Annotated in this window: 10 protein-coding genes; 2 read left to right on the top strand and 8 right to left on the bottom strand. The window is 61.9% G+C overall.

All coding sequences use genetic code 11. The features are described from left to right. Positions 1–182: 182 nt before the first annotated feature. On the top strand, positions 183–1,280 hold the full coding sequence (locus tag AC1DD5_RS13755) for an FUSC family protein (protein WP_477521793.1): 1,098 nt from the start codon (positions 183–185) through the stop codon (positions 1,278–1,280). Here the strand turns inward: AC1DD5_RS13755 and AC1DD5_RS13750 are convergent. The 4 genes from AC1DD5_RS13750 to AC1DD5_RS13735 all read right to left on the bottom strand — a co-directional run bounded on the left by AC1DD5_RS13750 (position 1,243) and on the right by AC1DD5_RS13735 (position 7,475). Continuing rightward, entirely contained in the window at positions 1,243–2,022 is a 780-nt protein-coding gene (locus AC1DD5_RS13750) for an SDR family NAD(P)-dependent oxidoreductase (protein ID WP_477521792.1), read from the bottom strand. The genes AC1DD5_RS13755 and AC1DD5_RS13750 overlap by 38 nt on opposite strands. A 67-nt stretch (positions 2,023–2,089) precedes the next feature. Beyond that, positions 2,090–3,028 carry a class C sortase gene (locus AC1DD5_RS13745; protein ID WP_477521791.1) on the bottom strand — a complete coding sequence of 313 codons (939 nt, stop codon included), beginning with the start codon at positions 3,026–3,028 and terminating at the stop codon, positions 2,090–2,092. A gap of 172 nt (positions 3,029–3,200) precedes the next feature. Continuing rightward, positions 3,201–4,682: a SpaH/EbpB family LPXTG-anchored major pilin gene (locus AC1DD5_RS13740; protein ID WP_477521790.1), complete on the bottom strand. Its 1,482-nt coding sequence runs from the start codon at positions 4,680–4,682 to the stop codon at positions 3,201–3,203. A gap of 186 nt (positions 4,683–4,868) precedes the next feature. After that, positions 4,869–7,475 carry a DUF7507 domain-containing protein gene (locus AC1DD5_RS13735; RefSeq protein WP_477521789.1) on the bottom strand — a complete coding sequence of 869 codons (2,607 nt, stop codon included), beginning with the start codon at positions 7,473–7,475 and terminating at the stop codon, positions 4,869–4,871. Between the two features lie 381 nt (positions 7,476–7,856). Here AC1DD5_RS13735 and AC1DD5_RS13730 point away from each other — a divergent pair, with 381 nt between their 5' ends. Next, the gene (locus AC1DD5_RS13730) at positions 7,857–8,480 is read left to right on the top strand and encodes a hypothetical protein (RefSeq protein WP_477521788.1); all 624 of its coding nucleotides are present in this window, start codon (positions 7,857–7,859) and stop codon (positions 8,478–8,480) included. Positions 8,481–8,663: 183 nt separating this feature from the next. Here AC1DD5_RS13730 and AC1DD5_RS13725 read toward each other — a convergent pair whose 3' ends face one another. From AC1DD5_RS13725 to AC1DD5_RS13710, 4 genes are read right to left on the bottom strand one after another with little or no spacing between them, the layout of a single operon-like run. Next, complete coding sequence (locus tag AC1DD5_RS13725) at positions 8,664–10,505, bottom strand: IucA/IucC family protein (protein ID WP_477521787.1); 1,842 nt, start codon at positions 10,503–10,505, stop codon at positions 8,664–8,666. Further along, positions 10,502–11,092 carry a GNAT family N-acetyltransferase gene (locus AC1DD5_RS13720; protein WP_477521786.1) on the bottom strand — a complete coding sequence of 197 codons (591 nt, stop codon included), beginning with the start codon at positions 11,090–11,092 and terminating at the stop codon, positions 10,502–10,504. Before AC1DD5_RS13720 ends, AC1DD5_RS13725 begins: the two co-directional genes overlap by 4 nt. Further along, entirely contained in the window at positions 11,089–12,432 is a 1,344-nt protein-coding gene (locus AC1DD5_RS13715; protein ID WP_477521785.1) for a lysine N(6)-hydroxylase/L-ornithine N(5)-oxygenase family protein, read from the bottom strand. Before AC1DD5_RS13715 ends, AC1DD5_RS13720 begins: the two co-directional genes overlap by 4 nt. Continuing rightward, entirely contained in the window at positions 12,429–13,991 is a 1,563-nt protein-coding gene (locus AC1DD5_RS13710) for a pyridoxal phosphate-dependent decarboxylase family protein (protein ID WP_477521784.1), read from the bottom strand. The genes AC1DD5_RS13715 and AC1DD5_RS13710 overlap by 4 nt, the downstream gene beginning before the upstream one ends. Positions 13,992–14,109: the final 118 nt, after the last annotated feature.

Genomic DNA, 14,109 nt, shown 5'->3' with positions numbered 1-14,109 from the left:
CTTTGCTTCAAGTAACTCGATTGGTCCAGTCAACAACCTTCTCAACACATATGGGAGGTACTGACGTAAGGGGTACTGCCAGTGCCTTACTACGGGTTGTGACCCGGCTTATGGCGGCCCACCCGCCGCTCCTGATAATTTTCGATACAGATAGCTCGCCCACAAGCCCTGAATGATTGGTGGTGTTTCCCCTGCCCGCATTCATGGCGCATGCCCGCGAGCTCCACAAACTTGGGCCGGCGAACAACGACCGTCTCTCCGCCGTTCGGGTGGCCCTCAGCGTCGCAGTTCCGGGTCTGGTCCTGATTCTGGTAGGCCGTCCGGACCTGATGATGTATGCGGTGTTCGGCGCGCTCACTGGAATGTACGGACGCAATGAAACCCACCAACTCCGGCTCAAACACCAAGCCCAGGCCGCGCTGGTTCTGGTTGGCGGACTCTCCATTGGCACATTTCTTTCCGTCAACCACATCCACTCTTGGTGGCTGGTGTTGGTGGCAACGCTCTTTGCCGGTGCGGGTTCCTTATATGCAGATGCCGTGCGGCTTAAGCCGATCGGGCCTTTCTTCGGCATCCTCGCCTTGGGCGCGTGCGCTTCGGTCCCCACCAGCGTTCCGTTCCTGACTGCGGTGCTCATCGGTACTGCTTCAGCGGCGTTTTCGATTCTGGTCGGATTCGCTGGCTGGCTTCGGCACCGAAGGTGGGAGGCGGGCGCTGCCCGCGATGTCCCCGTGCTCCGCGGGCCCCTACGGCAATCTGCCCTTGTTCACGCGGCCCGCTACACCCTCGCTGTCGGTGCCGCTGGCGTGTGTGGAGTTCTGAGTGGGAGCGGCCATCCGCATTGGGCCATGGCCGCAGCCGCCGTGCCGTTGGCCGGTGCGGACCTCCCGAGCCGCGTCCACCGAGGCATCCACCGCATCGTGGGGACGTTCCTCGGGTTGGCGGTGGTCGCCGTCGTACTTTTCCCAACTCCGTTGTCACCGCTGCAGTATTTCCCGGGCCAAACGGCCATAGTCCTGGCCGTTGTGGTGGTCCTTTGCCAGTTCCCCACTGAGCTGTTCATGGCGCGGCACTACGGCTGGGCCATGGTGTTCTTCACGCCCGTGGTCCTGCTGATCGCCCAACTGGCATCGCCCATGGACCCGGGTGTGCTGGTGATGGAGCGGGCGGTTGAAACGTTCGTTGGAGCGGTGATTGGAATCGCGGTAGCGGTGCTGGTCAGGGCACCTGGCGCTGCAGTTCTTAAGGCTGCAGGGGCCGGCGCGGCGGGCCGGAAGTAAGCTTCGCCGGCAAGATACGCGCAAAGAAGCTCACCACTTTGTATCGACGCGTCGGGATGGAAACAGCCTTGCCCTTGGCGTTGTCCTCCAGCCCTTCCCGCACCACGCGCTCGGCGGTGAGCCACAGGAACCGCGGCGCCACGGACTTATCCATGCCCATGCGGTCGTGGAATTCGGTGTGGGTGAAGCCAGGGCATACAGCTGTAACCTGCACGCCCGAGTTCCCATACGCGATGTTTGCCCAGCGACTGAACGTCACTTGCCAGGCTTTGGCCGCCGAGTAAGTGCCCCTGTTGGCGAAGGCTGCGACGCTGGCAACGTTGATGATCCGGCCTTTTCGGCGAGCCAGCATGACTCCAAGGGCCGCATGGCACAGCTCCATGGGTGTCTGCACGTGGAGGCGGAGATGCCGCCTTTCGTCCTCCAACTCGTTCTGCTCGAACGACTTCAGCAGTCCGATTCCGGCGTTGTTGACCAGGACATCCACAGGTCGAGCAGCGTCCCGCAAGCGGTCGGCCACCAAGGAAACCCCGACGTCGGTGGTCAGGTCGGCGGACAGAACCTCCGCCGAGATACTAAAGTCGCGTTCGAACTCCTCGGCCTTTTCCTTGAGGCGTTCTTCATCGCGGGCTACCAGGACGAGGTGGTGTCCGGCTTCGGCGAGCTGGCGCGCGAATTCCGCACCGAGCCCAGCCGTGGCACCAGTAACCAGGGCGGTGAGTTCATTGGCTCGAGTCGTCATGCGCCTAGACTATGCGCTGAACGCCTCCGGCGCCCTGTCTTTTCTTCAGAGGGTCGAGTGCTCTTCGTCAGAAGATCAAATGCTCTTCGTCAGAGGGTATCGCCTGCTCTTCGTCAGAGGATCGCCTGCGCGGCTTGGTGGCGATGATGGCCAGCGCTATCGAGCCGGTGATGCCAAGGATCCACCAAGGGAATCCGGGGTCTGTTGTGGTGGACGGCAACGTGCGGGGTCCGTCAGCGCTGGTGGGTGCAGTGGTTCGTTCGCCACGAACCAGCAGTCGGTGGCTGTTGATGCCTTTGGGCGTGCAGGTAATGAGGGTGAGGTAATCCTTGCCCTCAACTTTGCGCAAGGCCTCGGTTTGGTCGGGCAGGACCGTGAGGATTTGGTCGACCTTGTAATAGAGGGTTTCATCCAGCACGTTGATGCTGAAGACGTCGCCTTCATGGACTTTGTCCAAGTCGTCGAAAAGAGTGGCGTTGACGAATCCTGAATGGGCACTTAAGACACTGTGAGTGCCCTTGCCGCCTACCGGCAGCGCTGACCCGAAGAGGTGGCCGGCGCCTTTGGAGAGGGTGTCCTCGTCCGTCCCATGAAAGATGGGCAGATCTGCGTGGATGGAGGGAATGCTGATGCGGCCCATCATCCCTCCAGGCCCGACAGCCAGCATCTTCTTGTAAGCCTCGGAGCCGGCACCAATGGTGGTTTGTTCGCCTGCTTCATTCAAGGAGTAAGGGTCGCGGAGGGGTCCTGAGGGAAGTTCTTCATTGAACTCCCGTGCCTGGTCCAGAAGGGACTTCTTCGCCGAGGGGTTCATCGTCTGGACGGAGTCTACGTAGCCGCTGATCTCGGTGGCATGGATCCGGTCCGAGAACCAGGCTGCGGCCGAGGGATAAAGGAGGATTCCGACGCCGATGACTGCCACCAGCACGATCAGGAGCCGTTGCCGGCTCCAGGGTCCGGTCAGATGCCGGAGTCCAGGACGGGTGCGGGTTGGTGCCTGTGTCATCAAAATCCTGTAGCTGGGTGAGTCGGTTGGAAGAGTGCAAAGGGGAATGCAAGTGGGGAAGAGCGCGTGGTTGGCGTTCTTCCCCACTTGGGGTCACTGCGGGGGCCGCGGGTAGCGGCCCCCGCAGTGTTGCTACCAGTTAGTGGTGCTACCGGTTGCGGTGGTGTTGGTGTTAGTTGTTGCTGGTGCGGCGGTTGCGGACGAACATCAGGGCTGCGCCGACGACGAGGAGGGCACCGGCTGCGTAGAGAATGCCGGTTCCCACGCCACCGGTCAGCGGCAGCTGGAAGCCGCTGTTGGAGGGGATGTTCTTCACGCTCAGGTCGATACCGACCGTGGTGGTGGCGGCGTTGATCAGGAAGGAGACCGGCTCGGCGAGCAGTTCATAGCCTGCCGGGGCGGTGGTCTCTACCAGGTAGTACGTGCGGTAGTCCGGGGTTCCGGGTGCCACGGCTGCGCCGTTGGCCCAGTCGGAGTACCGCAGGCCCGAGATCGTCAGCGTGCCGTCAGCGGCGACGGTGAAGACCGTCTGGCCGTTGAGGTCAACCGGGTTCGTCCCGGCCTTCGCGTCGGCTTCGTTGGTGTAGACGGAGAACGCGGCACCGGCAAGGGCTGCACCGTTCTCGTTGACCTTCTGCAGCGTCATTTCGCCCCACTTGGTCACAACCGGGGGTGTGACGATCGGGCCGCCGGGCTGGCCCGGGGTGGTAGTGAAGCTGGCAGCGTTCGGGTACACGAGGGCTTCGTTTTCGATCTCACCGATGGTGTTGACCTTGGTGTTGACCATGACCTGCACACGGGTGTCGGTGTGTGCAGCCAGTTTCGCCCGGCCGGCGGTAGTGAAAACAACTGAGACGGTGTTGGTCGCGGCGTCGAAGCTCACGGTGTAGTCCGTGCCGGCCGTGATGGGCGTGCCGTCAACGAGGGTCGCGGACGCGCCGACGTAGGTCAGTTTCGGGTCCAGGACGTCCACGATTTTGTAGCCATCGATGACCGCTTCGTTCGGGATGTCACCGGTGATGGTGAAGTCGATCTGGTCCCCGAGTTTGACGTCAGGGGCGTCCGTGACGGTCTTCTCGGCCGCGGCAACGGAGTTCTTCGGGTAGACGTGGACGTCGTAGATCCAGTTGTCCTTGTTATCCGGGTCCGTCAACGGCACGGACACCAGGAACGGTGCCGACGGAGTCACACCGGCGGGGTAGTTCGTTTCGGTCACCAGGTACAGGCCTACCGGCAACGCGGTGAAACCGGCGGTCCCGGCAGCGTCGGTGGTCTTCGCCTGGGCAGCGCCCAGGGTGTACCCGGCGCCGGTGATCGAGCCCGCCGGGTTGGCCGGGGCGAACACGCCCGAGAGGTTGTGGGCCGCGTCCCAGCCGGCGTTGGTCGAGAGGTCGATGGTGTTGACCTGCTGGATCGTGAACTCGATACCGGCCAATGGTGTCAGGCCGGTGGTGTCCACGGACGTGCCATTGTGCGGCAGGCCCGTCGGAGTGGAGGGGCGTTCGAACTTATGGACCGTGATGGAACCGGTCTTGTCCCCATCAACCAGGGGCGCAGCCGAGGCCGGGGCCACGGAGAAGGACATCGCCAACACCGCCCCGGCGATCGTAGCGGCGGCGGTCTTCCAAAGCCGCCCGGTGTTGTGATTACTCACTTGTTTCCTCTTTCATCGTGATGGTTTTCATGCTGGTGGTACTCGGAGATGGACATGTACCGCCCGGCCCCGCAACACTCGCGGGGCCTGGGGGAACTCTTCTTAGGTAGTGATCGACTCGTGTCAGGTAGTGATCGGCTCATGTCAGGTAGCGACAGGCTCGTGCCGGGTAGTGATGGACTGGTGTCAGGTAGTGATGGGCTCGTTCCGGCGGCGGCGGTTGCCGGCCAGGGTCAGTGAGAGGGCGCCGACCAGCAGGACGGATCCGGCGGTGGTGAAGGGCCACCAGCCGATGCCGCCGGACTCGGGCAACTTCAGTGCCGGCACGTCCCGGACCGTGAGCAGGAAAATCCCGTCCCCGTCAGCGTCGGTGCTGGTCACAACCCCGCCGCCTGCGCCTTGGCCGAGGGTGAGGGCACCGGTGGTGGCGATGGTGAACTTCACTGGTTCGGCGAGCAGGTTGAACCCGGCCGGTGCCTTGGTTTCCTTCAGCCAGTACGTTCCGGGCTGGATTCCTTCGAGTTGGAACCGGCCGGTTTGCCCGGCCACGGCGGTGACGGCCGGGCTGGCCAGGAGGGCGCCGGGGGCGCCGTTGTTGTCCACGTGCACGGCCCAGGTGGAGCCGGCCATCGGCACCCAGGTGCCGCCGGAGGACTCGCCGATCTTCTCGATCAACACCTTGCCCGGGGTGCGGTGCGTGGTGGTGCAATCAGGAGCCGGCCCGCTGGAACCTGGTGCACACGTCTGGGGCGGGCTGGTGGTCGCCGTGCCCGTCACCATGTTGACAAGCTCCTTGTTCCACGCCCCGGTCTTGACCACGACGCTGTACTTCAGGGTGGCGGTCTGCCCGGCAGGCAGGGTGAATGCCGCCGTCGTGAGCAGAGTGGAGGGCGGCACCGGGTTGGCCACCGCCACCGGTGTTCCCGTGCCGATCACCAGGGTCGCTGACCCGGACACGAACGTCGCGTCATCCAGGACCTCCCCCAGGTTGTCCTTCAGCACAACCCCGGTGATGGTGCCGCTGATACTGGTCGCCGTGACCGTGTACACGATGGTCTGCCCCGGGGTGACGGACCCGTTCGCGGGAACAGCCCCGTTGACCGTGGCGGTCTTTTTGATCTTCCACGCCGCCGGTGCGGTGACCTGCGCGTCATCGACCGCCGTGACGGGCAAACCCAGGGGCGGGTTTCCGGTGACCTTCGCCGTGTTGGTCAACAACCCCGTGGTGACATCCGGCGCCGTGACCACATATGTCGCGGTCGCGGTCACGGACTGCCCCGGCAAAAGAATCCCGGGAAGGCCCGGCCAGGTGTAGGACAGGGCGGACATCGTGCCGGTTCCGGAGAACTGGGTCTCGGTGATGACCACCGAGGTCAGCGTCACGTTGCCCGTGTTTTTCGCCACGAACGTGTACGTGGCGGTTTCACCGGCCACCAGGGTGGTCTTGTTCACCGTCTTCACCAGCGTGATCGCCGGAGCAGCGGCCGGAGCGACCGTGAAGATGTAATCCTCCACTTCGCCGGAATCGGAGGGTCCGATCGGGAGCTGGACCTGGGCGGTGGCGTAGCCGATCCGGAACCGCGCATACGTCGTCCCCGCAGTCACGGGAGCGATCGACGTCCAGGTCAGTGTGGCGGTCGTGGCACCCGCCAAGAAGGAAGCGCAGGCGCGCTCGGCAGTGTTATTGAAAATCCCGTCCTTGTTGAAATCAATCCACCCACAGGTCATGCCTGCTTTACTGGCCCCGCTGATCGCCACCGTTGTCGAGTAGCTGGTAGCACCCTGCACCATCGGAGCCAGCACCACGCCGTCGTCCATCAGGTCCTGGGCCGCCGTCAGACCCGCATTCGGCGAGGCGGTGCCGTTGGCAACCGTCGCGTTGTCCTCAGTGACGTTCGGCCCAAGAGTCACGTCCGACAGAACAGCCCGGGCAGCACTGCCTTGGTCATAACTGGCGGGAGCATCACCGAAATCCTGCAGAGCGCTCATCGCAATGACGAAGTTGTCCTGGTTGTGGTCTCCGATGTGTGTGATGTCGTTGTCGGTGTAACCGGGCATCGTGCTGCTGACTGGAATGAAGACGCTGCTGATGTTGAAAGTCAACGTGGTCACGATGCCGTTGATGCGGACCGATCCACATCCTGCCGTAGCCTGTGCGTCGACAGGGTCGGGTGTGCCGGTCTGCACACTCGTATTACACGCCGTTCCGGCATTGTTGTTGCTAGTAGTGATGGCGTTGTTTGCCACCGAAAGGTTGCCACCCGACAGCTTGGTCATCGTCAGGCCTGGGGTTGCGAGGTTAAGGACGGCGCTCAACTGGGATTGTCGGTCGACACTCCCGTTGTCAGTTTCATCCAAGTCGACCTCTCCGCCGAGGCCAGCGATGTTGAGCACGGGATTCCTCACCGGCTGGCTGAACGCGATCGTGACGGTCCCCAAGCCGCTACAGGGGCCGGTTGCCGCGCAATTATTGACTGCGTGGGTGGCGAATTCAACAGCAGGGGCCCCGGTTCCTACGTTTTGTGAGAAATCAGAGGCCACATATCCACGGCTGCCGATCGTTGATCGGCCCACCATGTAGGTATAACCCGACTGGCCATAGGTGGTGGTCAGACCAGACCCAGGCATGGAAAGTGTGGCGACAGTACCGGGACCATTGAGGGTCGCCGGGGCGGTCGCGATCTCGTAAGCCTGAGCCGGTGTCCCGAAGCCCAGCGTCCCGAATGAAAGCCCTCCCAGGACCATCATCAACGCGGCAACGAACGCCGTAATCTTCCCAACCGGATACTTCAAGGGGTTCCTTCCAAAGAACAGTGACCCGGTCGACCCCTCAACCGACGAGCAAGACAGTTACATCAAGAGAGACCATCCATTTGCGTCCGGCAGGGTTGGTCTCCAGTCAATGAGTGCGGCGTGGGAAAAGTTCATGCCGCAAAAAACGAAAACTTTTTCTGGCCGCGGATGGAACCATGTCCAAGGGAGAACGATGTCCAGTATTTGGACGAAATTGCGTCATGACTTGGCGCTCAATGGCACTCATTGGACATGAAAGATCAACGCGCTCATCTGAAAATCGAAAGCAGGTCCTTACAGCTCCGTGGGCGCTGGCGACAACGTAGTGAGCAAGCCGGATGGCTATTCCCGGGTGATTGGCTCGTTCCTGAAGTCGAGGACATGCTGAAGACCCAAGCGGAGGGTGGTGAGCTGCAAATGTCTGCCAAGAATCTCGGGGCGTCCCGTGCTTATCACGGCGTTGGAGTCCGCGAAACCATGCAGGATTTCAGTGCCTTTTTCGAAGCGGCAGGCGTGCCGGCTGATGACGGCTCCATGCGGGATCTCGTCGAGGGATGGGCAATGGAAAATGAACGTCTTGAACCGTTCTCCTGCACCGACGTCTATACAGGGCTTGCAACCATGGCGCACTTCGAAAGGCTGATCCATGAAATGTCGCTCGGCCGCAGCGCCGGGCGGAGAAGCCACACGATAGCAACCCTGCACCTCGGATGGTCTGAGGGCGGCAAACTGCTTAATTGGGACATGTTGGCGGAAATGGGAAACATATGCCGAGGCGAATTAGCGGCAGTGGACGCCACTGCCGCCTACCATCGCGGCAGCATTCACACGTTGATGACCCGCAAGCGGGAGAGCTACAAGGCGTTGTTTCGCTGTCTGCAACTCATTGACCGGCTACACGAGGGCATTGGGCGGCGCACGCTCCTGGAATTTTTGGATCTTCCCAGCTCCCGAGCTGAGTGCGACCGGGCCATGGCAGGCCTCCGCTATAGACGGTCAGCCTGATAAAAGGAATGACACGGAATTAGGAAATGTCGCGAAGTCGTGCCCATTTTCGCAACACGATTCAGTGGCAACTCGTACTACATAGGCGTGGCAGCTGCCTGGGGTCGGATCAGGCAGCCAGTCATGAGGAGGCGCCGCCGGATGAAGCAATTTTTCCCGGCGGCGCCTCCGCCAATTTTCCGCTTAAGCGAACTTTGCCAGGGGGTTGACCAACCGGCCAGCCATCTGCAGTCCACCGGACGGATCCGAGATATCGAGCATCTGCTGGTTGTTCCGCAACTGCAGCCTGTTAAGGCAGGACAACTCGAAGTCCGCAGCGAACAGATCATGCATAGCGAATTGGTCCGCTAGTTCCGGATGCCGTTCCTGATATTCGCGAACCACGGCGGCGGCAGTCCCCCAGAACTCGTCTTCACGCAGCATCCCGTGCTCCACAAGGATGGCCCCGAGGAAACGGAAGATGCAGTCGAACACGTCAGTGAAGATCGCGAGGACCATTTCCTCGGCAGGGATCTCAGCCTTGATGCGGGAGACTTTCTCGGGCAAGTCCAGCCGGTCCCCCATGACCACGACTTCCTCCGCGATATCCTTCATGATCGCCCGTACCGGCACACCGTCCTCGAGGATCAGGATGACATTCTCGCCATGAGGCATGAACGCGAGCTCATACTCGTAGAGGCAGTGGACCAACGGAACGAGGTATGCCTCGAAGTAGCGGCGCAGCCACTGAGTTGGAACCAACCCGGAGCGCTGAATCAGGGCTGAGACCACTGACGCGCCGGAGGAATCCACGTGCAACAAAGACGCCATGGTGGCCAACTGCTGGCCTTCTTTAAGCAGCGTGAGAGGACTTTCCCTCCACAGGGCCGAGAGCATTTTCCGGTACGGCGAGCCCTTGACCGAAGCAGCTTGGTAGTAGTGGTTGTGGTAACCGATGGCCGCCGTTTCACGGATCATGGCCAAGCCCCGGTTCTGGAGCTCCTGGTCATTGCCGATCAGTTCCTGCAGCCAATCGTTGATGGCCGGCGTTGCCTTCATGTACTGAGGAGAAAGACCGCGCATAAAGCCCATGTTCAGCACGGACAAGGCCGTCTTGACGTACGCCTTCTCCGGTGACGTGGTATTGAAAAACGTTCGGATGGACTGCTGCGCCTGATAGGAGTCCTCGCCGCTGCCCAGGTTCACGATGTGGCGTTTGGCGATTTCTGCCGCGAACGTCACGGTGAGCTTGTTGTCCCACTGCCACGGGTGGACCGGCATGAGCACGTAGTCCTCAGGATCAAGGCCGGAGGCGGCAAGTCCCGCGTTGAACCATGACAGCGTTGCAGCTCCAAGTTCGGCCTCAAAATGCGTCCTGTAATCCAACCCTGCGCTCGACGTAAAAACGGCTTTGCTGCGATGCACAGCGATCCACTGAAGCTTCACCACCGCACCGGTTTCCGGCGCGAACGCATGGTAATCGGCAATGCCAAAACCCAACCGGCCGTTGTTGGCAACGAAGCACGGATGGCCCTCGGTCATGCTGTGCTCGATCGCCTGGAAATCGGCCGACGGGTCCGAGCCGCGGGTGATGCCCGCCGCCAACTCGCCGGAGCAAAAAGTCTTGCCCTGCTTGTAGGCGTGGCTGGCCAACGTGCTGCTGATTTCCTCGAGGTAGACGGGCAGCATCTCCTGGCGAATGGCCAGCGCCTCGTGGAACTCGGTGATGAAGTCCAACGCATCCAGCGGCAGCTGGGCACCATCGCGGATTCGGGCAATGGATTCCGGGAAGACGGACCAGTGTTCAAGCGCCAAGAGTCGCGCACGGAAGCGGTACTCAACGGTGCCGTCGTCGCTGACAACCTTGTACAGTCCGACGCCGCCGTCCTCCTCACGGATCAGCTCCGGTACCAGGATCCGCTCGTGCGAGAACTCGGCAATGGCTTTTCGGATCAAGTGCCTGTTGGCCACGGCCCAACGCTCCGGAGTCAGGTGGGATACAGGCTCGGTTACCTCGTGGAGGGAAGTTTCAGCGGTAGTGGTCACAGGGAATCTCCTCTGGTCGCCGCGGCAGGCGCGGCCAGAATCGGGGTCAGGGTTGCGAGGAAATCCTCGCGCGTGCAGAAGCTCAGGAGCCCCTGCTTGTGGTCTTCGGCAGGATCGACGGCGGGAAGGGTCACCACTCCATGCGGGCGGAAGCCCACCTTCTCGTTCAGCACATGGATTTTGTGGTTGCGGGCGTCAGGCTCGACGACGACCCGCCGGGTTGCGGGGTCGGCGAACAGTTCGGCCATGACGGACTGCATGACGGCTGTGGTGTAGCCGGGCCGCGGCTCGCCACTGGGCGGAGACACCAGGAGGTGCATACCCACATCGCCGCTCTGGACCTCGTAAACGTCTGCCAAAGGCGACGACTCGGGACGATACCGCTCCATGAGGAAGGCGGGCACGCCGTCGTCGAGCCCCAGGAACACCTGATGGTGACCTGATTCGACGATTCGCGAGTACTCCTCCACAACGTCCTGCTCGGTTGCCGAAACCATGCCCCAGAACCGTGCATACTCCTGACTGACCCAGCTGTGGAGGACAGGTGCATCCGCTACGGGGTCGACCGGTCGGAAGGTGAAGCTCATACAGCGGCCCCCACGGTGTTCGGAGCTGTTGAAGCAACTGGGGCTGGCGCGCCGAACTGCTGGAACGCGATGCTCCGCTCGATCGGATAGACCTCACGGCCGGTGATTTCCCGCAGGATGCAGGAGTTGCGGTAGGCAGCCATGCCAAGGTCCGGCGTGACGAATCCGTGGGTGTGAAGCTCGGCGTTCTGGACGAAGATTTCACCGGGTTCGACGCCGGTTCCATAGTTTCGTTCGACGTCGAAGCGGCCCTTGGCGTCGCGGCGGATCCGGTCCTGGATGCCGGCCAGGACGGCGGGCTCCTTGTAGGTGTAACCGGTGGCGAGAACCACGGCTTCGGACTCCAGGCTGTAATCGCGGCCGTGTTCTTCGTGGTGCAACTGCAGTGTGTGAATGCCCGTGGCCGGGTCCCATTCAGCGGCTGTTAGCGACGAGTGGGTGTGCAGCTGAGTGTCCACCATGCCGGAGAGGCTCTTGGTGTACAGGAGATCGTAGATGTCGTCGATCAGGTCCGAGTTGATGCCCTTGTACAGGTTCTTCTGGCTCTTGATCAGGGAATCGCGCTGCTCCCCCGGCAGTGAGTGGAAGTAGTCCACGTACTCCGGCGAGGTCATTTCAAGGGTGAGCTTGGTGTACTCCAAGGGGAAGAAGCGGTCCGAGCGGGTCACCCAGTTGAGCTGGTAGCCGTACACGTCGATTTCCTGAAGGAGTTCGTAGTAAAGCTCCGCGGCACTCTGGCCGCCGCCGACGATGGTGATGCTGCGCTTGGACTGCAGCTCACTCTTCCTCGACAGGTACTCGGCGTTGTGGAGGACAAGTCCACCGCCGTCCACAATCCCTGCACAGGAGTCCGGAACATACGGCGAGGTGCCTGTTCCCAGGATCAACTTCCGGGCGTGAAGAACCTCAGCGCCTTCCGGACCCTGCACCGAAAGGCGGTACACGCCGTCGTCGTACGCCACATCCAGCACATCTGTGCTAAAACAGACCGACTCCAGTTGGCCGGCCACCCACTGGCAGTACTGGTTGTATTCCGCGCGCAGCGGGTAGAAGTTCTCGCGGATATAGAAGCGGTACAAGCGGCCGGTCTGCTTCAGGAAGTTCAGGAACGAGTAAGGCGACGTCGGATCGGCCAGGGTGACGAGGTCAGCCATGAACGGGACCTGCAGGTGCGCGGGCTCCAGCATCATGCCGGGGTGCCAGTCGAAGGATTCGCGACGTTCAAGGAAGACGCAGTCCAGGCCTTCAAGCGGCTCACTTAGCGCGGCGAGGCCCAGATTGAAGGGCCCGACGCCGATGCCAGCGACGTCGTAAATCCTGCTGTTGTCCGGGGTGCTCACGCTGCAGCCTCCGTGGTGGTCGCGAGCAGGCTGGCGCCCGTCCGGCGGATAAGTTCGATGATTTCCTCGATGTCCCTCAGGGACGCCTCGGCGTTGAGAAGGGTGAATTTGAGGTAGTGGCGGCCAGCCACCTTGGTGCCGGCAACCACGGCTTCGCCCGAAGCGAAGATTGCTGCCCGGATGGCAGGGTTGATGACGTCTGAGGCATCCTCGTCCAAGGTCACGCCGTCAACGGCCGGACGGTAGCGGAATACCAAAGTGCTCAACTGGGGTGTGGCGGCGAGTTCGAAGTCGGCGTCATCCACCAACAGGGTTCCCACACGGCCGGCGAGGTCGATTGCTTCGTCGAACAGCGCACCAATGGCGTCGGCGCCCATGATGCGCAAGGTGAGCCACAGCTTCAGGGCATCGAAGCGGCGGGTGGTCTGGATGCTCTTGTCCACCTGATTGGGAATTTCAGCCTTCGCGGCGCTCTCCGGATTCAGGTAGTCCGCGTAGTAGGTGACGTGGCGCATCATGGAGCCGTTGCGGACCAGGACCGCGCTGGAGCTGACAGGCTGGAAGAAGGTCTTGTGGAAGTCGACGGTGACGGAGTCGGCAAGGTGGATACCGTTCAGGAGGTGGCGGTAACGGCCAGAGACGATGAGGCCTCCGCCGTAAGCTGCGTCGACATGCAGCCAGGAATCATAGGCCCGCACCAAGGCCGCCAGTTCGGAGAGCGGATCGACTGAGCCGAAGTCGGTAGTCCCGGCAGTGGCCACGACCGCCATGGGTACCAGGCCGGCGTCGCGGGCTTCCGCCAAAGCAGCCGCAAGTGCGGTGCGATCCATGCGGTGATCGTCAGCGGTGGGCACGGAGACGACGGCGTCGAAACCGAGCCCGAGCATGGAAGCGGACTTCTGGATGCTGAAGTGGCTGTCTGCAGACGTGAAAATCCGGAGGCGGTCCAGAAGGTGTGGCAGGCGGGCGTCGCCATTCGTGGCATGGAGCTTGGCCACGGCGTGGTTGCGGGCGATCAGCAGCGCCTGGAAGTTGGACTGGCTCCCACCGGAGGTGAAGACACCATCCGCGGCGGCGTCAAAACCAATCCGCTCGGCAGTCCAATCGATGAGCCGGCGCTCGATCATGGTGGCGCCGGCACTCTGGTCCCACGTGTCCATGGAGGAATTCATGGCCGAAAGCACAGCTTCACCAACCAAAGCGGGAATGACCACCGGGCAGTTCAGGTGCGCCGCGTAACGGGAATCGTGGAAGTAGATCGCGTCCTTGAGGTAGAGCTCGTCAAGCTCCTCCAGGGCAGCAGCCATATCCGGCAGCGGACGTTCAAGATCGATCGCACCAACCCTGGCCCTGAGTTCTGCATGCCCGACGCCGGTAAACGGCCGGGCGGTGCGCTGGACTTTGGTGGAGACAGCGTTGACTCCCTGAAGAACCTGCGCCACATAGCTGGGCGAATTTCGTGCGTTGAACAGCTGGTTTGTGGCAGCGAGGGCCAGCTCCACCTTGGAGCCAAAGTCCTGCTCCTGAGCGATCCGCTCTTCGAGACTTGGTGACGTCACGTCAGCTTCCTTCCATCATTGGGCGCTAGTTAGCAAGGTAAGCCTTACTTAGGCTTACCTTTTCGTCAAACTTTTGTGATCTATTTCGCCTGATGCCCGTATTTTCGCCGAATGTGGG

It is taken from the genome of Paenarthrobacter sp. 10L420, assembly GCF_056395385.1.
Note: the sequence above shows the minus strand (reverse complement) of the source record. Positions and strands in the feature narration are given on the sequence as shown.